The organism is Lentzea sp. NPDC060358 (assembly GCF_042725365.1).
Classification (GTDB): domain Bacteria; phylum Actinomycetota; class Actinomycetes; order Mycobacteriales; family Pseudonocardiaceae; genus Lentzea.
Map to the genome: position 1 here is coordinate 15410 of NZ_JBHXCW010000013.1, position 21622 is coordinate 37031.

At 70.7% G+C, this 21622-nt stretch carries 18 protein-coding genes; 11 read left to right on the forward strand and 7 right to left on the reverse strand.

The annotated features are described in order from the left end of the window. The first annotated feature begins 69 nt into the window (after nucleotides 1–69). Together ACFWGZ_RS04705 and pip are read left to right on the forward strand one after the other, a co-directional pair. Nucleotides 70–615 carry a DUF305 domain-containing protein gene (locus ACFWGZ_RS04705; protein ID WP_382450097.1) on the forward strand — a complete coding sequence of 182 codons (546 nt, stop codon included), beginning with the start codon at nucleotides 70–72 and terminating at the stop codon, nucleotides 613–615. Between the two features lie 75 nt (nucleotides 616–690). Then, nucleotides 691–1638 carry a prolyl aminopeptidase gene (gene pip, locus ACFWGZ_RS04710; RefSeq protein ID WP_382450098.1) on the forward strand — a complete coding sequence of 316 codons (948 nt, stop codon included), beginning with the start codon at nucleotides 691–693 and terminating at the stop codon, nucleotides 1636–1638. Here pip and ACFWGZ_RS04715 read toward each other — a convergent pair. The 3 genes from ACFWGZ_RS04715 to ACFWGZ_RS04725 all read right to left on the reverse strand — a co-directional run bounded on the left by ACFWGZ_RS04715 (nucleotide 1635) and on the right by ACFWGZ_RS04725 (nucleotide 7367). After that, a complete protein-coding gene (locus ACFWGZ_RS04715; protein WP_382450099.1) occupies nucleotides 1635–3164 on the reverse strand; it encodes a tannase/feruloyl esterase family alpha/beta hydrolase in 1530 nt (509 codons plus the stop codon). The two genes, pip and ACFWGZ_RS04715, sit on opposite strands and share 4 nt — an antisense overlap. 72 nt (nucleotides 3165–3236) lie before the next feature. Continuing rightward, nucleotides 3237–5210 (reverse strand): amino acid transporter, encoded by a 1974-nt coding sequence (locus tag ACFWGZ_RS04720; protein WP_382450100.1) that lies wholly within the window; start codon nucleotides 5208–5210, stop codon nucleotides 3237–3239. Between the two features lie 27 nt (nucleotides 5211–5237). Next, on the reverse strand, nucleotides 5238–7367 hold the full coding sequence (locus ACFWGZ_RS04725; RefSeq protein ID WP_382450101.1) for a diguanylate cyclase: 2130 nt from the start codon (nucleotides 7365–7367) through the stop codon (nucleotides 5238–5240). Nucleotides 7368–7733: 366 nt separating this feature from the next. On the opposite strand from ACFWGZ_RS04725, the gene ACFWGZ_RS04730 reads away from it, so the two are divergent. The 3 genes from ACFWGZ_RS04730 to cobF are packed head-to-tail and all read left to right on the forward strand — an operon-like array spanning nucleotide 7734 to nucleotide 9813. Continuing rightward, complete coding sequence (locus ACFWGZ_RS04730) at nucleotides 7734–8396, forward strand: DUF2306 domain-containing protein (protein ID WP_382450102.1); 663 nt, start codon at nucleotides 7734–7736, stop codon at nucleotides 8394–8396. 26 nt (nucleotides 8397–8422) lie between these two features. After that, entirely contained in the window at nucleotides 8423–9061 is a 639-nt protein-coding gene (locus ACFWGZ_RS04735) for a peptidylprolyl isomerase (protein ID WP_382450103.1), read from the forward strand. 8 nt (nucleotides 9062–9069) lie between these two features. After that, nucleotides 9070–9813 carry a precorrin-6A synthase (deacetylating) gene (gene cobF / locus ACFWGZ_RS04740; protein ID WP_382450104.1) on the forward strand — a complete coding sequence of 248 codons (744 nt, stop codon included), beginning with the start codon at nucleotides 9070–9072 and terminating at the stop codon, nucleotides 9811–9813. 3 nt (nucleotides 9814–9816) lie between these two features. On the opposite strand, the gene ACFWGZ_RS04745 is transcribed toward cobF, so the two are convergent. Then, a complete protein-coding gene (locus ACFWGZ_RS04745) occupies nucleotides 9817–10341 on the reverse strand; it encodes a TetR family transcriptional regulator (RefSeq protein WP_382450105.1) in 525 nt (174 codons plus the stop codon). A 124-nt stretch (nucleotides 10342–10465) separates the two neighbouring features. Between ACFWGZ_RS04745 and ACFWGZ_RS04750 the strand changes: the two genes are divergently transcribed. The 3 genes from ACFWGZ_RS04750 to ACFWGZ_RS04760 all read left to right on the forward strand — a co-directional run bounded on the left by ACFWGZ_RS04750 (nucleotide 10466) and on the right by ACFWGZ_RS04760 (nucleotide 14167). After that, nucleotides 10466–11281: an oxidoreductase gene (locus ACFWGZ_RS04750; protein ID WP_382450106.1), complete on the forward strand. Its 816-nt coding sequence runs from the start codon at nucleotides 10466–10468 to the stop codon at nucleotides 11279–11281. A gap of 47 nt (nucleotides 11282–11328) precedes the next feature. After that, complete coding sequence (locus tag ACFWGZ_RS04755; RefSeq protein WP_382450107.1) at nucleotides 11329–12219, forward strand: helix-turn-helix domain-containing protein; 891 nt, start codon at nucleotides 11329–11331, stop codon at nucleotides 12217–12219. 175 nt (nucleotides 12220–12394) lie between these two features. Further along, the gene (locus tag ACFWGZ_RS04760; RefSeq protein WP_382450108.1) at nucleotides 12395–14167 is read left to right on the forward strand and encodes an alpha/beta hydrolase; all 1773 of its coding nucleotides are present in this window, start codon (nucleotides 12395–12397) and stop codon (nucleotides 14165–14167) included. 67 nt (nucleotides 14168–14234) lie between these two features. On the opposite strand, the gene ACFWGZ_RS04765 is transcribed toward ACFWGZ_RS04760, so the two are convergent. Next, nucleotides 14235–14930: a PP2C family protein-serine/threonine phosphatase gene (locus ACFWGZ_RS04765; RefSeq protein WP_382450109.1), complete on the reverse strand. Its 696-nt coding sequence runs from the start codon at nucleotides 14928–14930 to the stop codon at nucleotides 14235–14237. A 52-nt stretch (nucleotides 14931–14982) separates the two neighbouring features. On the opposite strand from ACFWGZ_RS04765, the gene ACFWGZ_RS04770 reads away from it, so the two are divergent. Together ACFWGZ_RS04770 and ACFWGZ_RS04775 are read left to right on the forward strand one after the other, a co-directional pair. After that, nucleotides 14983–16365, forward strand: a complete 1383-nt coding sequence (locus ACFWGZ_RS04770) for an N-6 DNA methylase (protein ID WP_382450110.1) — start codon at nucleotides 14983–14985, stop codon at nucleotides 16363–16365. Nucleotides 16366–16409: 44 nt separating this feature from the next. Then, nucleotides 16410–17360 (forward strand): serine/threonine-protein kinase, encoded by a 951-nt coding sequence (locus ACFWGZ_RS04775; protein ID WP_382450111.1) that lies wholly within the window; start codon nucleotides 16410–16412, stop codon nucleotides 17358–17360. Here the strand turns inward: ACFWGZ_RS04775 and ACFWGZ_RS04780 are convergent. Together ACFWGZ_RS04780 and ACFWGZ_RS04785 are read right to left on the reverse strand one after the other, a co-directional pair. After that, complete coding sequence (locus tag ACFWGZ_RS04780) at nucleotides 17266–18081, reverse strand: DNA-3-methyladenine glycosylase family protein (RefSeq protein WP_382450112.1); 816 nt, start codon at nucleotides 18079–18081, stop codon at nucleotides 17266–17268. The genes ACFWGZ_RS04775 and ACFWGZ_RS04780 overlap by 95 nt on opposite strands. A 188-nt stretch (nucleotides 18082–18269) precedes the next feature. After that, nucleotides 18270–18983 carry a response regulator gene (locus ACFWGZ_RS04785; protein ID WP_382450113.1) on the reverse strand — a complete coding sequence of 238 codons (714 nt, stop codon included), beginning with the start codon at nucleotides 18981–18983 and terminating at the stop codon, nucleotides 18270–18272. 204 nt (nucleotides 18984–19187) lie between these two features. Between ACFWGZ_RS04785 and ACFWGZ_RS04790 the strand changes: the two genes are divergently transcribed. Further along, complete coding sequence (locus tag ACFWGZ_RS04790) at nucleotides 19188–21578, forward strand: ATP-binding protein (RefSeq protein ID WP_382450114.1); 2391 nt, start codon at nucleotides 19188–19190, stop codon at nucleotides 21576–21578. Nucleotides 21579–21622: the final 44 nt, after the last annotated feature.

Sequence of the window (21622 nt, forward strand, 5' to 3'; positions counted from 1 at the left end):
GGAACTTTCGCTGAACCGGACACATCGGCCACCCGTATCCCTCGTCAGGGAACCGAGACGGGAGGCATCATGCGTGCGCGTCTGCTCATGATCGTGCTAGGCGGCCTGCTGGCACTGACGGGCTGCTCGACGACGAGCGGGGGCAACGGCGGCGAACCCGCGGCCAACGAGGCGGACGCGACGTTCTCGTTGCGGATGATCCCGCACCACCGCCAGACGATCGAGATCTCGAAGGTCGCGATGGAACGGTCGAAGGACGAGTTCGTCGTGAACGTGGCCGACAAGATCGCCACGGCCGAGGCGGGCGAGATCGAGCAGATGTCGACCTACCTGCGCAGCTGGGACATCCAGATCCCCGGCGACGACCCCGGCGCGACCCACAAGATGGCGGGCATGATGACCGCCAAGGACGTGGAGACCCTGAAGGCGTCGCAGGGCAAGCAGTTCGACGACCTCTTCCTGGCCACCCTCTCCCGCCACCTCCGCAGCGGCGTGGACATGGCCAAGGACGCGCAGGCGAAGGGCGAGCACATCGGCTCGAAGGCCCTGGCGGGCAAGATCGTCGTGAGCCAGAGCGAGGTCCTGGACCAGATCGCCGCCAAGCAGAAGTCCTGACGCACCAGCACACGCGCACCGGCGAGCCGTTAATCCGCGAGCCAAAGCCCACCACTCCCAATAACCTCACACACCATGTACGAACAGGTGGAGCCCTACGCCCAGGGCATGCTCGCGGTGGGCGACGACCAGGAGATCCACTGGGAAGCCAGCGGCAACCCGGACGGCAAGCCGGCGGTGGTCTTCCACGGCGGCCCGGGAGCGAGCCTGAGCCCCCGGTGGCGCGAGGACTTCGACCCGGAGCACTGGAACCTGGTCCTGTGGGACCAGCGGGGCTGCGGCAAGAGCACCCCGAGGGCGAGCGACCCCGCCACCAGCATGGAGCACAACACCACCCAGCACCTGATCGACGACGCGGAGAAGCTCCGGGAACACCTGAACATCGAGAAGTGGCTGCTGGCGGGCGGTTCCTGGGGTTCCACCCTGGTGCTCGCCTACGCCATCCAGCACCCGGACCGGGTCAGCGAGATCATCATCCCGGCGGTGACCACCTCCCGCCCGCAGGAGCACGCCTGGATCACCAGGGGCCTCGCGATGTTCTACCCGGACCACTTCGAGGCGTTCCAGAACGGCGTCCCGGAGCAGGACCGCGACGGCAACCTCGCCCAGGCCTACAACAGGCTTCTCAACTCCCCGGACCCCGAAACGCGCGAGAAGGCGGCTTGGGACTGGAACAAGTGGGACCTCGCCACCATGACCGGCGGCGACAACGACTTCACGGGCACCCGGTACGAGGACCCCGCCGAGCGCTACCAGCTGGCGCGGGTGGTCACCCACTACTGGGGCAACGAGGCCTTCCTGGAGCCGAACCACGTCATGGACAACCTGGGCGCGCTCGCCGGCATCCCCGGCGTCCTGATCCACGGCCGCAACGACTTCGGCGGCCCCCTGCACACCGCGTGGGAGGTCGCGAAGAGGTGGCCGGACGCCGAACTGGTCATCCTGAACGACGCCGGCCACCAGGCCAAGGACGGCAACAGCATGGACAGGGCCATCACCGCCGCAGTCGAGAAGTTCCGCTAGGGCGCCACAGGTCCGGGCCGGTGGTACAGGTCCTCGCCGGCCCAGCGGATCCGGTCGTCGAACCCGAAGCCCGCGGCCGCGACGAAGTTCGCCGCGTCGTCCACGGACCCCGACCCGGTGTAGCGGGCGCGCAGCGGGTACGGGAACACCGGCCGCGTGCGCACGACCGCGCCCTCCTGGTCACGCCCGGTGGCCACCACCCGGAACGGCGCGGTCCCGCCCTCGACCCACGACACCAGCTGCCCCAGCGGGTCGAACTCGGTGAGGGCGTCTCCCCCTTCGCAGTGCCACATCGACGGCACGACGAACAGCCGCGCCCAGTCCGGGGTGCGCCCGCCGGTCAGCCGCTGCCAGTAGTCCAGCGTGCCCTCGAACGGGATCCCCTGGTCACCGGCGCCGTGCCAGAGGACGAGCTTGCCGCCCGCCCGCCGGAACTCGCGGTAGTCGAGCGACAGCGCGTCGGCCTTGCCCGCCTCCACCGCGACCCGGTGCAGCTCCCGCGCCGTGAACTCGAACGACTCCAGCGACGAGCCGGGCTGCCCGATCGGGTAGACCAGGTTCTTCAACGCGTTGTCCGCGAGCCCCGCCGAGATCGCCTGCCCGATCTCGGGTGACGGGTTGAGCCAGAACGTCCACGCGAGCTCCGACCCGTGGGGCTGACGGCCGGGGTAGAGCCGCACGCCGCGGTCCGCCGGCCCGGCGTACAACCGGCGGACGCGGTCGATCTCGTCGGGCGTCAGCCGCGGGGCGAGCGTGCCGGGGTCGAACGAGCACAGCCGCGGGTCGTCGAGCTGCCCGTCCACCAGGCCGTCGAGCCCGTCGCAGGCGGCCATCACCGCGTCGTGCAGCACGAAGATCTTGTCGTTCGGGATGGTGTTGCGCGCGATCCACGCCTGGTAGCCGATCAGCGCGGAGTAGTGGTTCCCCGGTGCCGCGACGACGATCCCGTCGAAGTCGTGCGGATACCGTTGCGCCAGCAGCAGTCCCTCGCGACCGCCGTTGGAGCACCCGCTGAAGTACGAGCGGGCGGGCGCCTTGCCGTAGAACACCGAGATGATGTGCTTGGAGACCTTCGACAACGCGTGCGGTGCGCGGAAGAAGTAGTCGTCACGGGCCTTCTGGTCGCCGATGGCCCACGTGGTGTCGAAACCGTTGCCCGGCGGCGTGACCCCGTGCCCGTCGTCGGTCGCGGCCACCGCGGCGTCGCCGAACGCCGGCCCGCACCCGGACGGGAAGCCCGGGTCGTCGATGATCCCGCAGAACCCGCCGCACCCGTACTGGACGTACCGGCCCGCGTACGACCGGGTCGGCAGCTTGAGCTGGAACCCGATGCCCGGCTCGATCGTGCCGCGGACGTCGCAGAACTCGGGCGTGCCGGCCACGACCACGGCGGAGGCCACGCGGGTGCGGGCGTCCGGGACGTCGAACGACCGCACCAGATCGGCGCACGACCGCACCGGACGAGATCCGGGAGCGGCACCGGCGGGCGCGGTCCCCGCCACGACGATCCCCAGTGCTGCCAACAAGATGCACAGCCGACGAAACATGTGGAGCGTCCTTTCCCCCTGCGATCAGGACGTGCGGGGGAAGTCTCGCAGCTAGCCGACGTGCACGCGTGGGCGCCGAGTCGGATCCTCCTCAGCCGAGCGGATGATCTCGCGTACGACCGGAGGTGTATCCCCGCGCCCGAGGATGAGGTACCGGAAGAGGTGCCCGAGCGGGTTGCCCTCCGACCACTCGAAGTGCGCGTGCGGGATGACGCCGGTGGAGTCGCGCAACGCCAGCAGGATCGCCGCGATCGCGTTCGGCGAGGCCGGCGCGGACGCGCGCAGGACGCGGTGGCCCTCCACCTCGACGCCGCGCACGCACAGCACGTGGCTGAACGCCGACGGGTCGACGATGTCGATCTCCAGGAAGATCACGTCCGCCGTGCCGGGCACCGGGTTGATGCCGCGCTGCTCGACCTCCTTCTCGTCGTACTCCGCCTTGTCCCCGGCCTGGCGGCGGTTCGCGATCAGCGTGATGCGGCCGTCGTTGGAGATGGTGTCGGTGATGAACCGGCGCGCCTCGTCGTCGAACTTGATCTTGTCGACGCGCAGCTCCGTCGTGCGGGAGATGCGCGACACCAGCGAGATCACGACGATGCCGAGGATGAAGCCGAACGAGATCGTGATGCCGTCCGGCTTCTCGACGACGTTCTCCACCAGCGCGTAGACCAGCACCAGCGTCAGCACGGCGAAGCCGGCGGTCTGGCCGCGCTGCTTCTTGCGCAACGCCGAGACCGTGACCGCGAACGAGCCCGACACCATCATCGCGAGGATGCCCGTGGCGTAGGCACCGGCCTGCGCGTTCACGTCGGCGTCGAAGATCATCGTGATGATGATGCAGATGACCGTGTAGACGAGCACCACCGGCCGCACCGCGCGGCCCCACTCCGGCGCCATGCCGTAGGACGGCAGGTAGCGCGGCACGATGTTGATGAGGCCGGCCATCGCGGACGCGCCCGCGAACCACAGGATCAGGATGCTGCTGATGTCGTAGACCGTGCCGAACACCTCGCCGAGCAGTTCGTGCGCGAGGTAGGCGAGGGCGCGGCCGTTCGCCGGTCCGCCTGCCGCGAACTTCTCCTGCGGCACCAGGACGGTCGTGATGAACGACGTCGCGATCAGGTAGACGGACATGATCAGCGCGGCCGTGGTCAGGAGCTTGCGCGTGTTGCGCACGCGGCTCTCCATGCGCTCCTGCGCCGTCTTCCCGCCGGCGGCGACCAGCGGCATCATGCTCACGCCGGTCTCGAAGCCGGACAGGCCGAGCACCAGCAGCGGGAACGCGAGGACCGCCGGCCCGACCACCCCGAAGAAGCCGTCACCGTGCGCGCCGAGCGCCGCGATCCAGCGGTCGAGGGCGTCCGGCGTCGCGAAGACGTCCACGAGCCCCACCACGGCCACGACGGCGTTCAGCGCGAGGAACACCGCCACCAGCGGGATCGCGACGCCCACGGCCTCGCTGAAGCCCATCAGGAACACGCCGCCGAGGACCAGCAGCAGGACGATCGTCACCCAGAGCTCGCTGCCGTGCAGCGCCTCGGGCACGTACGGGTTCTCCAGCGCGTGCACCGACGCGTCGGCCGCGGACAGCGTGATCGTGATGATCCACGACGTCGCCACGAACCCGAGCAGCACCAGCACGAAGATCTTGCCGCGCCAGAACGGCAGCAGGTGCTCCAGCATGGCGACGGAGCCCTGGCCGTTCGGGCTCTCCCGCGCCACCCGCCGGTACATCGGCAGCATGCCGAGCAGCGTCAGCGCCACGATCAGCAGCGTCGCGAGCGGTGAGAGCGCGCCGGCGGCCAGCGCGGCGATGCCCGGGAGGTACGACAGGGTGGAGAAGTAGTCGACGCCCGTCAGCGTCATGACCTTCCACCACGGGTGCGGCTTCGCGTGTGACTCGTGGCTCTCCGGACCCGACGGTGCGACGCGATCGGCGAGCAGCCACCGCCCCAGCGGCCCGCCCGGCGGCGACGGCCGTTCCGGGCTCGGCACCTCGGCGGGAACGGCGTACTCCGTGGTCATGGCGCAGAGCATGCCACCACGAGGTGATCAAGGCCGGAAGTCGGCCGGAAAACCCGCTTCCTGCACGGACAAACCGGACGGACGCAACATTCCGATGCTGCCCTGCGTGTGCAGGTCGAGGAACATGTCCACGACGTCCGGATCGAACTGTTCGCCCCGTCCCGCCCAGAGTTCCCGCCTTGCCCGGTTCTCGTCGAGCGCGGTCTGGTGTGGACGGTTGGAGCGCATCGCGGCCCACGCCACGCAGACGGACAGGATGCGCGCCTCCGCGCGGATGTCCGCGCCCCGCAACCCGTCCGGGTAGCCGGTGCCGTCGTAGCGCTCGTGCTGCTGCCGGATCACGTACGCGACGCCCGCGAACCCCGGCACCATCCTGGCGAGCCGGAAGCCGAAGTCGGGGTGCTGGCGCAGCAGGCGCCACTCCTCTTCGGACAGTGCGCCGGGCTTGGTGAGCACCACCTCGGGAATGATGATCTTGCCGATGTCGTGCAGGCGCCCGGCCAGCTGCGCGATCCTGGTCGTCGGCGCGTCGAGGCCGAACTCGCCCGCCGCCACGCCCGCCCAGCGCGACACCGACCGGCTGTGGTCGTAGCGGTGCAGCCAGCCGTCCACCCGGTCCGCGACCTGGCAGAGGAACTCCGCCATCGCGCCGTCGGTGTCCGGGTCGACCGCGGGCAGCGGCTCGGGGCCGACCGCGATCCTGTTGCGCCCCGCGGCCTTGGCCGCGTACAGCGCGCGGTCCGCGATCACCACGATGTCGTCGGGACCGTCGCCGTGCGTCGGGAAGCTCGCCGACCCGACGGACACGGTGACGGACAACGGGATGTCGTCGTTGCCCGCGTTCACCGGAATGGGCTTCTCCGCCACCCGTTCGCGCAGCCGGTTGGCGATGACCGACAGCCTGCCGGGACCCGCCTCCGGGACGAGCAGCGCGAACTCCTCGCCGCCGTAGCGCGCGAGCACCTCGCCGGCGCGGGAGGCCGCGCGCAACCGGGCGGCCACCTCCATCAGCACGTCGTCGCCCGCGGGGTGGCCGTAGTTGTCGTTGATGGACTTGAAGCGGTCGACGTCGATGATGAACACCGCGACGAAGCTGTCGTTGCGGCGCGCGCGGGCTATCTCGAGCGGCAACTGCGCCTCGAAGAACCGCCGCGTGTGCAGGCCGGTGAGGCTGTCGGTGATCGCGAGCTTGCGCTGGTCGGCCACGAGGCCCGCGAGCCGCGCGATGATCAGCAGCGACAGCACGGCGCTGCCCACGGCGATCACCAGGACGTCCTGCGGCGACTCGCCGACGTCGTGCACCAGCATCAGGACCGGGGCGGCGAGCACCGCCGAGCACAGCGCCACGATCCGGCCGCGGCTCAGGCCGACGTCCTTGACGTGCGCCCGGTCGCCGAGCCGCGCCATCGTCGGGTGCAGCGCGGCCGCGCCCATGCACAGGTTGGCCGACAGCCAGATGGCGTCGAGGAAGTTGCCCGCGTGGTAGCTGCCGTCGAGGCGTTGCAGCACGTAGAGCGTGTCCGCCGTGAGGATGCCCAGCAGGTTGCACGTCAGCAGGATGAACGCGCGCGGGCGCGGCCCGGCGCCGAAGATCAGGCGCAGCGCGACGACGAAGAGCGCGAGGTCCATCATCGGGAACCCGAGCGAGGCGATCTTCACCAGGACCGGTGACGTGAGCCGCGCCTGCGGGCCGATCACGTAGAGCCACGACGCCATGCCCGCGACGACCGCGAGCACCGCGGCGTCGAGCAGGCTCGGCAGGTCGAGCCCCGGCGTGCGGCGGCGGATCAGCAGGATCACGCCCGCCACCATCAACGGGTAATGCCCCAGGTAGAAGATGTCCGCATAGGACGGGTAAACCGTGTGCTCGAAGATGTAGTGCGATGCGTAGAACGTCAGGTCGGCGATCGCGTAAACGACCTGGCTCAGTGCGAGGAACACCCAGGGCCGCCGCCATTGGGGGCGGTTGCGCTTCACACCCGCGAAAGTCGCGATCGCGGCGGAGGCGCTGATCGTGCAGTAGAGCACCACTCGTACCGTTTGACCCGTTGTCCCGGCAGGGCTCACCGGAATCAGGTAGTAGACGCCCAGCAGCAGGTGACCTGCCACCAGGTACATCCACCACGCTCCGGTGCGGCCGGCACGGAAGATGGTCACACGAGACCCCTCGTTCTACGACTTGGTCGAGCCAGGTGATGATGCCCGACTTGGGATGTTCGCGGCACCGCCGTTACTCCAATGAGGTGACCCCCTAATACGGACGCTACCGCAGACCGCTGTTCTGTTTTCCACGCGAAACAAATCCGAGTGCCGCAGTGGCAACCGGGTGCGCGTGACCCGCGGTGGTCCCCCGAACGATTTTGGCACGACTTTTCGCTGCTCGACGCGGATTCACACCACTCGGTGTGAAACCACGCGTTCACACCGCTCTCTGGTGAAGGTTTGCGCGCACGGGCGACGGCCGGTCGCGGGACGTCAGCGAGAGGTGCGCGAGCGGTCAGCGGACCTTGCGACCGTCACCGCATGACGTGGTTGCGCAAGCCTTGGGTGGGCCCGTTGGCCTTCGTGGTGGTGGCGTTCGTGGCGTTCTCGCTGCCGCCGTACCTGACCGGTGACCGGCTGCAGTCGCGCGTGCAGTCGGACTGGGGACCGCACTACCCCCTGCTCGTGGTGCACGTGGTGTGCGCTTCGGTCGCGATCCTGACGTGCGTGGTGCAGGTCTGGCCGTGGTTCCGCACGCGGTTCCCCGCGTGGCACCGCCGGATCGGCCGCGTGTACGTGTGGGCCGGTGTGCTGCCGTCGGGGCTGGCGGGTCTGGTGATCGGCTGGACGACGCCGTTCGGCCCGGTGGCCGCCGTCAGCAACGTGCTGCTCGCCGTGCTGTGGCTGGTGTTCACGTGGCTGGCCTGGCGCGCGGCCCGGCAGCGGCAGTTCCGCGACCACCGCAAGTGGATGGTCCGCAGCTTCGCGCTGACCGTCTCGATCATCACGAACCGGATCTGGGGCGTGGTCGCGTTCCTGCTGCTCGCGGGCAGCGTGCCCGAGGAGGACCTGCCGCGGACGATCGCGGGGATCTCCACGTGGACGGGGTGGACGGTGTCGCTGCTGATCGCGCAGTGGTGGCTGGAGCGCAGGCCGGCGCGGCGGCGTGCCACCGCCGAACGGCGCGAGGCCGTTCCCGTCTGACGGCCCGGCGACTACGGTCGGCTCGCATGAGGCTACTGCTCGCGGTTCTGATGATGGTCGTCCTCGCCCCGGTCGCGTCCGCGTCCCCGGTCACCCCGGTCGCGCGCTGCGAGTTCATCCCGACGCCGGAGAACCCGGCCGCCCGCCCGGTCCAGCCGCCCCGGTCCGTCGTGCCCGCCCGCGGCACCGTCAGGGTCACCATCGTGACGAACTACGGCGTGGTGGTCGCGGACCTCGACCGCGCCAACGCGCCGTGCGGGGTGGAGAACTTCGCGCACCTCGCGCGGAGCTGGTTCTACACGATGTCCCAGTGCTGGCGGCTGACGGACACCACGCGCCTGGGCGTGCTGCAGTGCGGTGACATCTACCGCGCCGAGGAGGGCGGCCCGGGTTACCGGTTCGCCGACGAGGTGACGGGCAAGGAGACCTACTCGCGCGGCACGATCGCGTACGGCAACCAGGGGCCCGGCACGAACGGCAGCGAATTCTTCATCGTGCACTCGTTCGCCAACATCAGCCCCGTCTACACCGTGATGGGTCATGTCACCCACGGCATGGACACGCTCGACAGGATCGTGAAGGCCGGCATCGTGCCGAACCCGGACGGCCTGCTCGACGGTGCGCCGAAGAAGCCCGTGAGGATCCTCCACGTGCTCGCTGGTTAGTGTGTGGCGTGCGAAAGATCCTGGTCATCGGTATCGGCGCGGGCAACCCCGACCACCTGACGGTGCAGGCCGTCAAGGCGTTGCAGACGGTCGACGTGTTCTTCGTGCTGGACAAGGGATCGGTGAAGCAGGAGCTCGTCGACCTGCGCGCGTCGATCCTGGCCGAGCACGTCACGCGGCCGCACCGCTGGGTCGAGGGCCGGGACCCGGAGCGCGACCGCGACCCCGCCGACTACGCGGCGACGATCGACGCCTGGCGCCGCGACCGCGCCGACGTCGTCCTGGGGCTGCTGGCGGAGCTGGGTGACGACGAGACCGGCGCGTTCCTGGTGTGGGGTGACCCGTCGCTGTACGACTCGACCCTCGCGATCCTCGACGACCTGCTGGAGCGCGGCGCGGAGTTCGCGGTCGAGGTGATCCCCGGCGTGACGTCGGTGGCGGCGCTGACGGCCGGCCACCGCGTCTCGCTGAACCGGGTCGGCAGGCCGGTGCAGATCACGACCGGCCGCCGCCTGGCGGAGGGCTGGCCGTCCGATGTGGACGACGTCGCCGTGATGCTGGACGCCAGGCACTCGTTCGAGGGCGTCGACCCGGACACGTGGATCTACTGGGGCGCCTACCTCGGGATGCCGGACGAGATCCTGGTGTCCGGCCGGGTCGGCGACGTGGCGGCGCAGATCCGCGAGGTGCGCACGGAGGCTCGCGAGCGCAAGGGCTGGATCATGGACACCTACCTGCTGCGCCGGCCCTGAGTCCTACTCGGCGATCAGCCGCCGGACCGACCGCTCGACGAGCTCGCGGGTCGCGTTCGGCGTGCTGAACGCGAGGATCGACATGTGCACGACGAGGTCGAGAAGGTCGGCCGCGTCGAACTCCGCCGGCACCACGCCCTCCCGCTGCGCCCGCGCGACGGCGTCGACCTTCTGCCGGTGCGCCTCGGCCTCCGCCTCGGGAACGGCGTCGAAGCCGTTCTCCAGGCGGTGGTAGGCCATCAGCCTGAGCAGGCGCGGCTGGGCGACGTAGGAGTCGAAGAGCCTGCCCGCGTAGCCGGGGAGGTCCTCCGGCGTGATGGGCGTCGACGCGATCATGCGGTCGACGTGGATCTTCAGCAGCTCGTCGAACAGCCCCTCCTTGCTGCCGAAGTAGGCGTAGATCATCGCCTTGTTGCACCCGGCCTTGGCCGCGATGCGGTCGACCCTCCCGCCGGCGATGCCGTGCTCGGCGAACTCGTCCGCCGCCGCCTCGAGCAGCTTCGCCTTGGTCGCTTCCCTGTCCCTCACCACGCCTCCCATCCTAACCGACCGGTTGGTCTTAGCAACTAACCAGTTGGTTGACAGCAGCCCGCTCCCGTGGTTGCCTGGATTTAGCAACCAAACGTTTAGTTAGTTCAGGCAGGAGCGGATCATGAAGGTCGCACTGGTCACGGGAGCGTCGTCGGGCATCGGCGAGTCCACCGCCGTCGAGCTGCAGAAGGCCGGCTACACCGTCTACGCCGCGGCACGCCGCGTGCGGCGGATGGAGGGCCTGGCGGCGCGGGGCATCCGGACGTTGCTCATGGACGTCACCGACGACGAGTCGATGGCGGGCGGCGTCGGGAAGATCATCGCGGAGACCGGCCGGATCGACCTGCTGGTGAACAACGCGGGCTACGGCTCGTACGGCGCGGTCGAGGACGTGCCGCTGGACGAGGCCCGGTACCAGTTCGAGGTCAACGTGTTCGGCCTGGCGCGGCTGATCCAGCTCGTCGCACCGCACATGCGGGCGGCCGGGAGCGGCCGGATCGTCAACATCTCGTCGATCGGCGGGAGGATCTACGAACCGCTCGGCGCCTGGTACCACTCGACGAAGTTCGCGGTGGAGGGGCTGAGCGACTCGGTGCGGCTGGAGCTCAAGCCGTTCGGGATCGACGTCGTGGTCGTCCAGCCCGGTGGCATCAAGACCGAGTGGGGCGGCATCGCGGTCGGGAACCTGGAGAAGACCTCGGGCGGCGGCGCGTACGAGGGGCAGGTCAGGCAGCTGGCCGGGTTCCACGCGCAGATGGGCCGCGCGAGCGAGCCGAAGGTCATCGCGGACGTCGTGGTGAAGGCGGCCCGGGCGAGGCGTCCCCGCACGCGGTACGCGGCCGGGTTCGGGGCGAAGCCGATGCTGTTCGCCCGCGGGGTGCTGCCGGACAGGGCGTTCGACGCGATGTTCCTCGGGTTGATGCGCCGGTTCGGCTGAACCGAACCCGAAGGTATTTTCGGTTCAGAACCACCGAAGGGAGTCGTGTGCACGAGGGGCTGTCGCCGGACGCCGAGAAGCTGTACCTGGCGATGCTGCGCGGGGGGCACGTGGAGCGCGGCGCGGCGTACGACGAGCTCGAACGACTCGGGCTGATCCGCGACGACGAGGTGCGGCCGCCCCGGTCGGCGCTGGCGGCCATCGCGTCCGGCCACGAGGTCGCGGCCGTGCGGGCGCGGGAGACCGCCGAGGTCCTGGCGGCCGCCTACGCCGAGCACGGCGCGAAGGAGGTCGACTTCGTCGAGGTGCTCACGGACGCCCGCGAGGTGATCAGCACCTTCGAGGAGATGCAGAGCCAGGCCGAGCGCGAGATCCGGGCGCTCGACCCCGGCTCGTACCTGAGCCCCCAGCCCGAGGCGAGTCCCGCGCAGCCGCCGGCGCTCGCCCGCGGGATCGGGTACCGGGTCGTGTACGACTCCGAGCTGTTGCAGACCGAGCTCGGGTTCGCGTCGGTGCAGGAGAGCATCGCGGCGGGCGAGCAGGCGCGGACGTTCCCCGGGGTGCCGCTGAAGCTCGTCATCGCCGACTCGGACCGGGCGCTGATCGCGGTGCCGACGGTCACCGGCGGGAACGTGGTCGCGCTGCTCATTCACCCGTCCGTGCTACTCAGCGCGTTGATCGAGCTGTTCGAGGCGTTCTGGCGGATGTCCGTGTCGATCACGCCGGGCGGCCACGCGGACGCGCAGGAGGAGCCGACGACGGCCACCCGGCGGCTGATGGCGCTGCTCAGCGCCGGTCTGACCGACGAGTCGATCGCGCGCGAGCTCGGCGTCAGCGAACGGACCGTGCACCGGCGGGTGAGCCGCCTGCAGCAGCTGCTGGGGGCGCAGACCCGGTTCCAGCTCGGCGTGCAGGCGTCACGGCGAGGATGGCTTTAGTCACCTAACGTCACGAAGGCGCGAGCGCTCATCACTCCGTGCTCATCTTTCGTGACGGTTTTCAGACATGGCGACTTTCTGCCACCACCCAGGAGTGTTAATCGACCGGTTTCCCCTTTCTCCTCTGTTGCATGCGCGGCCTCACCGGGCCGGGCGGGGGCAGGAAGGGATCCACGTGAGGAAGTACTTCAGAGGCGGCATGGCCGCGGTGGCCGGGGTGTTGGTCGCCACCAGCGTCGTGCTCACTCCGGCGGCGAGCGCCGCCGCCAAGGCGGACCCGGACACGCAGGCACTCGCGGGCGCACTGGCCACCCAGAAGATCACCTGGGAGGAGTGCGAGTTCCCCGGCGTCGCCGAGGAGACCGTCAAGCAGTTCAAGACCGTCAAGGGCCTCGCCTGCGCGACCGTCCAGGTCCCGCGCGACTGGCACAACCCGGCCGACGGCAACACGATCGGCGTCCGGGTCTCGAAGACCCAGACCGCGTTCAAGGGCACCGCGCGCCAGGGCATCGCGCTGGTCAACCCCGGTGGCCCCGGCGGCTCCGGCCTGCCGTGGGGTGCCGCGATGGCCCTGCGCGCCCCGGTGCTCGCGAGCCAGTACGACTTCATCGGCTTCGACCCGCGCGGCGTCGGCCTCTCCACGCCGCTCACGTGCAGCTACACCGTCCCGAACAGCACCGACGTCACCGTGCTGAACAAGGCGAAGGTCGACGGCTGCCTCGAGAACCCGCTGACCAAGTTCATCACCACCGAGCAGACCGCTTACGACATGGACTTCATCCGTGTCCTGCTCGGTGAGAAGAAGACGAGCTACATCGGCTACTCCTACGGCACGTGGCTCGGCACCTGGTACGCCTCGACGTTCCCGTCGAAGGTCCACCGCATGCTGCTCGACTCGGCCGTCGACGCCTCGCAGTCGACGCTCGAGAACACCTGGGACCTGCAGCCGCGCACCCGCGACCGCCAGTTCCAGGAGGCGCTGCTGCCGTTCATGGCGCGCCACGACGACAAGTACGGCCAGGGCACCGACCCGATGGAGATCCGCCGCAAGTGGGAGAAGGGCGGCGGCACGCGCGAGTTCGTCGGCCAGCTCTTCGTCGCGTGGTTCGTGATCCCGGCGATGTACGACACCTCGCAGTACCACGCCGCCGCCTCCGCGGTCGCCTCGGTGATCGACGCGACGAACCCCGCCGGCACGGACTCGGAGAAGGTCGAGCAGATCGTCGGGAAGATGCTCACCTACCCCGGCCTCACCGACGAGAACAAGGCGTTCATCGCCAAGGGCAAGCAGAACGCGCTCGCCGCGGTCGCGAAGAAGGAGCGCGTGGCGGTCAAGGCCACGACCGCCGCCGCCGAGGTCGAGACCTGGGACGCGACGTTCGAGGCGATCCGCTGCCAGGACGGCCAGTGGAACCAGAACCTGCACTACTGGAACTACTGGCTGGCCGACCTGACCGTGAACGCGCCGTTCATCGCGCCGTTCATGGAGACGCCGCTCTGCGCGTACTGGCCGACGACGAACTCGATGCCGAAGCCGGACAAGAAGACGTTCCCGCGCCTGCTGGTCGCGCAGGCCGAGCTCGACGCCGCCACCGCCTACGAGGGTGGTCTGGCCACGGCCAAGGCCCTGCCGAACGCGAAGATGATCAGCGTCGACAACGAGGGCACGCACGGCCTGTTCCCGTACAACACGGACTGCGTCGACGACCCGATCACGTTCTACTTCCAGACCGGTGCGACCCCACGCAAGCAGTTCACCGGCTGCCAGGGCGTGCCGCTGCCCGGTGAGGACACGACGTTCGAGGTCGGCGGCAAGATGACCAACGGCAAGGTGAAGATCAAGATGATCACGCCCGCGGTCAAGCAGGCCAACAAGATCGTCAAGGACCTGCTGAGCGGGTCCACGACGGCGGCGGCCGACGAGTCGGGCATGCCGGCGAACCTGTAACACCTCGCAGAGCCGCGGCCCCTGCCACTGCGGTGGTGGGGGCCGCTCCCGTTCCGGGAGCGCTTTCCTAGCGCTGCCACCACTTCTTCTTCACCACGTCGGTGATCACGCACGTGATGTTGTCCGGGCCGCCGTTGCCGTTCGCCAGCGCGACCAGCTGCCAGGCCGCGTCCGTTCCGTCCTGTGTGGACAGCAGGATCTCGTGGACGTCGCCCAGGTCGGTGTAGTCGGTCAGGCCGTCGCTGCACAGCAGGTAGCGGTCGCCGAGGAACGCCTGGTGCCACGTCAGGTCCGGCTCGTGCGAGTTGCCGGACTGCAGGGCGCGCAGCACGTACGCGCGGCGCGGGTGCACGAGCGCCTCCGCCGGCGTCATGCGGCCCGCGTCCACCAGGGCCTGGACCATCGTGTGGTCGTGGGAGAGCTGGCGGAGGTTGCCGTCCCTGACCACGTAGGCGCGGGAGTCGCCGACGTGCGCGAGCTCGAACTCCAGGCCCTCCCAGCGCATCGCGGTGAGCGTGGTGCCGGCGCCCTGGGGCACCTCGGCGTCGAGCCTGCGCGCGATCTCCGCCACCGCGGGGCCGAGGTCGTCGCGCCACTCCGCGAGGACGTTCACCGCCAGGGCGCTCGCGAGCTCGCCGTGCTCGTGGCCGCCCATGCCGTCCGCCACCGCCTGGAGGTCGGCGCGGACGTAGACCGAATCCTCGTTGTGCTCGCGAACGAGCCCGGGATCGGTCGCCACGGCGATGCGCAGCTCGTGTGTCATCTCTCCAGTAGATCAGTTGTGAAGTGAGTTCACAAGCAATACGGTTGTGAACATGGATGAGACGGTCAACGCCGGCGACATCGCGCGCCTCGCCGAGGTGGGGCGGGCGGCGGTGTCGAACTGGCGGCGGCGGTTCGAGGACTTCCCGTCGCCGGTCGGCGGGACGGCCTCCAGTCCGTTGTACCTGCTGCGCGACGTGGAGTCATGGCTTCGGCGAAACGGGAAGCCGTTCCAGGTCTCCCCCGCCGAACGGTTGTGGACGCAGCTGCGCGCCACCGACGACCTGAAGCTCGGCGAGGCGCTGGCCGCCGTGGACGCCGACGCGGCGACGTTCGAGTTCCTCCACGCGCGGTACGCGGAAGCGCACTCACGGCTGCTCAACCCCACTCCGCCCGAGGTCGTCGAGGTCGTGCTCGCCACGACGGACGGCGCCACGGTGATCGACCCGGCGTGCGGCACGGGGTCGTTGCTGATGGCGTCGAAGGGGCGCGAGAAGATCGGGCAGGAGCTCGACCCGGTGTCCGCGGTCATCGCGCGGCGGCGGCTGCCGGATGCGCAGATCATCACCGGCGACTCGTTGCGGCGGAACGGGATCGCGCACCTCGCGGACGCCGTCGTGTGCGACCCGCCGTGGCACGACCGGGCGTGGGGGCACGAGGAGCTCGTCGGTGACGCCCGGTGGACCTACGGGCTGCCCCCGCGCGGCGAGCCGGAGCTGGCCTGGTTGCAGCACTGCCTGTCGCTCGCCAAGCCGGGTGGGCTGGTCGCGGTGCTGATGCCGTCGGCGGCCGCGTCGCGCCGGCCGGGCAAGCGGATCCGCGGCAACCTGCTGCGCGCCGGTGCCGTACGCGGGGTGATGACGGTGCAGCCGGGCCGCGATCTGTGGCTGCTGCGCAACCCCGTCGGCCGCGCTCCCGAGCACATCGCGCTGCTGGAGGCCCCCGGCCCGGTCGAGCCGAACACGCGCGTCATCGACCTGCTCGACGACGACGTCGACCTGAGCCCGGCCCGGCGCAGCGGCACCGACGTGTCCGCCTACCTGGCGGCGCAGCCGGTGTTCGCGGTCCCGCGCCTGCCCGAGCTGCGCGAGCAGCCCGCGCCGGGCATGACGACGATCGGTGAACTGGTCCGCGCCGCACCCGGCGGCCACGTCGTCACGTCGCCGACCGGCGCGACGTACGAGATCGACCCGGCGAAGCTCGACCCCGACTTCCTCGAGGGCGTGCTGCGCGCGGCGTTCGCCCGCACCCCGACCGGCTCGACGCGGCTCGACGTCCGGCGGACGCAGGTCCCGTCGCTGCCGGTCGAGGAGCAGCAGCGGTACGGCGAGGCGTTCGCGCGGCTCAAGGCGTTGGAGGCGGGCCTGGAGAACGCGGCGGACCTGGTCCGCCTGGGCTACTCCGGGCTCCTGAGCGGGCAGGTCCGGCCGGCGTGAGCGCGCGAGGCCGGCGGACCGGGCGTGGCGGTTAGGCTGCTCCGGTGCTGATCGCCGACCGCTACGAGATCGACGACCTGCCGCTGGGGCGGGGTGGCATGGGTGCCGTGCACGAGGGGCGGGACCTGCGCCTGGATCGACGGGTGGCGGTGAAGCTGCTGCGGCTCCCCGGCAGCGACGACGAGGTGCAGCAGCGGTTCGCGCGCGAGGCGCGGATCGTGGCCAGGCTCGAGCACCCCGGCGTGCCGGTGCTCTACGACTTCGGGACCTACGAGCAGCGCCTGTTCCAGGTGATGCAGTTCGTCGACGGCGTCACGGTGGCGGACCTGGTGGGCGAGTTCGGCCCGCTGCCCCAGGGGTGGGCCGCGGCCATCGCCGCGCAGACCGCCGCGGTGCTCGCGGCGGCGCACGAGCAGGGCATCTGCCACCGGGACCTCAAGCCCACCAACCTGATGCTGGCCCCGGACGGCGCGGTCAAGGTGCTGGACTTCGGGCTGGCGCTGTTGCGGGAGAGCGACGTCGCGCCGTTCAGCCGGGCCGGCCAGATCCTCGGCACGCCGAGCTACATGGCGCCCGAGCAGATCCAGCGCGGGATCGCCGAGCCGCGCAGCGACCTGTACGCGCTGGGGTGCGTGCTGCACGAGATGCTGACGGGCGAGCAGCTCTTCACCGGGCCGACGGCGTACGCGGTGTTCGACAAGCACGTCCGGGAGACGCCACCGCGGGTGGCGGGCGCGCTGGACCCGGTGGTGCAGCGGTTGCTGGCCAAGGACCCCGGCGGGCGGCCCGCCACGGCGGTCGAGGTTTTCGGGGACCTGCAGGGGTTCGCGCAGGACCCCCCGCCGCTGCCCGGTTTCGTGCGGGGCGGGTCGACGGGGGCGATGTACGCGAGCGTGCAGCTCAGGCCGGGATCCGGTTCACCTCGTGGTCACCGGTCGCCCACAGGTGCTGCACCGCGTAGGAACGCCACGGCCGCCACGCCTCCGAACGCCTGAGCAGGGCCGCGGGCGTCGTCGGCAGGCCCAGGCCCTCGGCGGCCAGGCGGATGCCCAGGTCGGTCGGCAGGAACGAGTCCGGGTCGCCCAGGGCGCGCATCAGGATCGTCTCCACCGTCCACGGGCCGAACCCGGGCAGCGCCAGCAGCTGCGCCCGCGTCCGCTCCCGGTCCGCGCCGGGCGAGAGGTCCACACCGGACTGCAGCGCGTCGAGCAGCGCGGCCATCGTCCGGCGGCGCGACTTGGGCACCGCGAGCTGGTCCGGGTCGAACTCCAGCGGGAACAGCACGAGGTCGCCGACCGGCGTCCCGTGGGCCGCCGCCAGACGCGCGGCGTGCGTGCGCGCCGCCTTCGTCGACACCTGCTGGCCCAGCACCGCGCGGACGGCGAACTCCGCGCCGTCGACCGTGCGCGGCACACGGCGTCCGGGTGCGGCGGCCACCAGAGGGGCCAGCACGGGGTCCTCCGCCAGATCGGAGTCGACCTCCTCCGGGTCCGCGTCGAGGTCGAGCAGGAACCGGCAGAGACCGAAGGCACTCTCCACATCGCGCGCGTCCGTCAACTCCACAGTGCACGCGACGTGGTCGGGCATCGGCCGCAAAGACGCGATGCCGCAACCGAAAGGCAACCGCAGGGTGCGGCGGTAGACGCCGTCGCGCCACTCCTCCACACCGGGCACCGCGGTGGCGATGAGGTGGCCGAACAGGTTGTCGGGGAACAAAGGTGCTTGAAACGGCAACCTTTTCGAGAACGTTTCCAGCTGCACAACACCCGAGCATGCCCTGTTTCCCGGTCGCACGCTGGCGGGAAGCGGACCTCACATTGGACGGGGCCAACCGGGTGACCTGCTTCGCGGCGCGAAAATCCGTGGCTAGTCTGACCGGTGCGCCGTTGCAACGAGAACAGGTTTCAGCAGGGAAGGGCGGCGTCGCGTGCGATGAGAGCGGCTTGGACGCGGTTGTCGCACCGCAGCTTCGTCAGCAGTCGGCTGACGTGGGCCTTGATGGCCCCCTCCGAGAGGTACATGAGCCGAGCGATGCGCGCGTTCGCCATGCCCTGTGCCAGGTACACCAGCACTTCCTGCTCCCGCCGGGTGAGCAGGCCGATGCGGTTGCGCGCGGCGTCACGGCGTTCCGAGTCGGCGCCGGTGAAGTGGTCGACCAGCGCGCGCGTCGCGGACGGCGAGAGCATCGCCTCCCCCGCGGCCACCGCGCGCACCGCGCCGACCAGCGCGTCCGGTTCGGAGTTCTTGAACAGGAATCCCGCCGCACCGGCCCGCAGCGCGGGGAAGAGCACCTCCTCGGTGTGCTGCGTGCACAGCACGACCACCTCCGTGCCGGGCACGTGCCGGCGGATCATCCGCACGGCCGCGAGGCCCTCCATGCCGGGCATCGCCGCGTCCATCAGCAGCACCTGCGGGCGCTGCCGGCGCGCGAGCTCGAGGGCGCCGCTGCCGTCGCCCGCCTCGCCGACGACCGCGACGCCGCCGGACCGCTCCAGCACTCCGCGGACTCCCGCGCGGACCAGGACCTCGTCGTCGGCGATGCCGACGGTGATCGTGCGCGGCTTGTCCACCAGCTGCAGACCCCCGGTCGCCCACGAGGTGCTCGGTGTCAACGTCATGCGTGCTCCCTGTCAGACCGGACCAGTCACCAGTTTGTTCCCGAACGAGGACCGCGGGAAGGCAGGCATAACGACGAGGTCGCGCACCGTCTCGCGCACATCGGGGCGTAACGGGTCGCACCACCCGGCACACCGCCGGCGACCAGCGCGTTCGCCGGGCCGAGACGTGAACGCCCTGCCGTTACGGCTGGAGGAGAAGGACTCATGACCAGCACCGGACGTTGCGCGCTGTGCGCCGGCGAGCTGCCTGAATCCGAGCAGCGCAGGTCGTACTGCTCCAACGCGTGCCGGCAACGCGCCTACCGCCGCCGCGCGACCGTTCCCGCGCCCGCCACCAGGCAGAACCTGCGCGTGCTGTCGAACCTGCCCGCGGCGCGCGACACGTTCGTCGGCCGGCAGCAGGAGCTGTCGAAGCTCGACCAGCTGCTGCGCCGGCACCGGCTCGTCACGCTGGTCGGCGGTGCGGGGGCGGGCAAGACGCGGCTCGCGCTCGAGACGGCGGGCCGGTTGCGGCGCGGGCGCACGGACCGGGTGCTGCTCGTCGAGCTCGGCGAGGTCACCGACGCCCGGGAGGTGCTGCCGGTGCTGGCCCAGGCCCTCGGCGTGCTCGCGCAGCCCGACGAACCGTTGCGCGACACCGTGGTCGAGACGCTGGTCAACATGAGGGTCGTCGTGGTGCTCGACAACTGCGAGCACCTCCTCGACACGTGCGCCGAGCTCGCCGACATGCTGCTGAACCGCTGCCCCGGTGTGCGGGTGCTCGCGACCTCCCGCGAGGCCCTGTGGATCACCGGCGAGGTCAGCTTCCACGTCGAGGGGCTGGCCGTGCCCTCGACGGACCGCGACCTGGTCACGACGGCGGCGCCGCGGTCGGAGGCCGTGAAGCTCTTCGTGGAACGGGCCCGCGAGCGCAAGCCCGACTTCCGGCTGACACCCGAGAACACCGCCGCGGTCGCGCTGCTGTGCGCGCGGCTGGAGGGCATGCCCCTCGCGATCGAACTGGCGGCGCGCTGGGTGCAACTGCTGCCGGTGGCGGACATCTGCGACCGCATGGACGAGCCGCTGGAGCTGCTGACGCTGGGCTGCCGCAAGTCGCCGGCACGCCAGCGGTCGCTGCGCGAGGCGATCGACTGGAGCTACCGGCTGCTGGCGCCGGACGAGCAGTTCGCGCTGCGCCGGCTCTCGGTGTTCGACGGCGGCTTCGACCTGGCCGCGGCGACGGAGGTCTGCTCGTCGGAGCGGTCGGCGGAACCCGTTCTCGACGTCCTCTCGCGGCTGCAGGCCAAGTCGTTGCTCACGGCGGTCGACGGCGCGACCCGGTTCCGGCAGCTCGAGTCGATCCGGGTGCACGCCAGGGAGAAGCTGATCGCGGCCGGCGAGCTCGACATCGCCTACGAGGCGCTGGCCCGCTGGTTCACCGACCTCTCGGACGTGCTGCTCACGGCGCCGCTGTCGGTGCCGGCCGACGTCCAGCACCGGCTCGACCACCACGTCGACAGCCTGCTCGGCACCGTCGAGTGGGCGGCCGACCGCGCCGACGAGCGGCTGCTGCTGCTCACCACGGCGCTGGCGGACTGCGCGGCCCGCAGCGGACGGCTCGGGCAGGCGCGGGTGATGCTGCGCGACGCGTTGCGGCGACCGTCCACTCGCGACGACCACCGCTGCGTGGCGCTGAACCACGCCGCCCGGTTCGCCGCCGAGCAGGGTGACCACGCCGAGGCCGCCGAGCTGTCCGCCGAGGCGTCCCGGCTGGTCCGCGCGCTCGGGCAGCCGGCCCTGCTGATGAGCTCCCGCAGCACGCTGGCGGCGGTGCAGCGGTCCTCGGGCGAGTGGGAGGCGTCGGCCGAGAACAACACCGAGTGCCTGCGGGTCGCCGAACTGCTGGGGGAGCCGCTGGCGCGGGCGAAGTGCCTGGTGGACCTCGCGCGCACGTCCCTTTCGCTCGGCAAGCACGAACGCGCCGAGAAGGACGTCATGAAGGCGTTGCCCCTCTCGCGTGCGTCGGGCATGCCCGCACGGATCGCGTCGGCCCTCGCCACGCGTGGTGCGGTGGCGTTGGTGCAGAGCGAGCTGGACGAGGCCGAGCACGCTTTCCAGGAGGCGTTGCGGATGGACGGGATGAACCCGCTGACCGCCCCGGACGCCTTGGAGGGCCTGGCCGTCGTGGCGTTGACGCGCGGGCAGGCGGAACGCGCGCTGCGGCTCGAGGCGACCGGGCGTGCGCTCAGACGCTCGGTGGGGGTCGTGCCGGACCCGTTCTGGGCGGAGAAGGTCGCCGGGGCGATGCGCACGGCACGCCTGATGGTGCCCGTCGCGCGCGCGGAAGCCGCTGCCACACCGCTGACCGCCGCGGAGACCGAGGCGTTCATCCAGGACGACGTGTGGCTCGACCGCACGGCCGGTGAGGCGCTGGACGACCACGAACGACGGGTGATCGCACTGCTCGCGTCCGGCCTGACGAACCAGCAGATCGCGAACCGCCTGAACGTTTCCGTTCGCACGGTCGCGGCGCGGTTGCAGCGACTGCGGGACAAGCTGGGGTTGCGCAGCCGCGAGGACATCGCGGCCTGGGGTGCCGAGCGCGCAATAGGCTGATTGCATTTTGCAGCGACATCTTTGGCACGGAACGACATTCGCGG

Bases quoted from the DNA above. Each gene is read 5' to 3' on its own strand.
- ACFWGZ_RS04705 (WP_382450097.1), top strand. From the start codon at position 70: ATGCGTGCGCGTCTGCTCATGATCGTGCTAGGCGGCCTGCTGGCACTG.
- pip (WP_382450098.1), top strand. From the start codon at position 691: ATGTACGAACAGGTGGAGCCCTACGCCCAGGGCATGCTCGCGGTGGGC.
- ACFWGZ_RS04720 (WP_382450100.1), bottom strand. From the start codon at position 5,210: ATGACCACGGAGTACGCCGTTCCCGCCGAGGTGCCGAGCCCGGAACGG.
- ACFWGZ_RS04730 (WP_382450102.1), top strand. From the start codon at position 7,734: ATGACGTGGTTGCGCAAGCCTTGGGTGGGCCCGTTGGCCTTCGTGGTG.
- ACFWGZ_RS04735 (WP_382450103.1), top strand. From the start codon at position 8,423: ATGAGGCTACTGCTCGCGGTTCTGATGATGGTCGTCCTCGCCCCGGTC.
- ACFWGZ_RS04750 (WP_382450106.1), top strand. From the start codon at position 10,466: ATGAAGGTCGCACTGGTCACGGGAGCGTCGTCGGGCATCGGCGAGTCC.
- ACFWGZ_RS04765 (WP_382450109.1), bottom strand. From the start codon at position 14,930: ATGACACACGAGCTGCGCATCGCCGTGGCGACCGATCCCGGGCTCGTT.
- ACFWGZ_RS04770 (WP_382450110.1), top strand. From the start codon at position 14,983: ATGGATGAGACGGTCAACGCCGGCGACATCGCGCGCCTCGCCGAGGTG.
- ACFWGZ_RS04785 (WP_382450113.1), bottom strand. From the start codon at position 18,983: ATGACGTTGACACCGAGCACCTCGTGGGCGACCGGGGGTCTGCAGCTG.
- ACFWGZ_RS04790 (WP_382450114.1), top strand. From the start codon at position 19,188: ATGACCAGCACCGGACGTTGCGCGCTGTGCGCCGGCGAGCTGCCTGAA.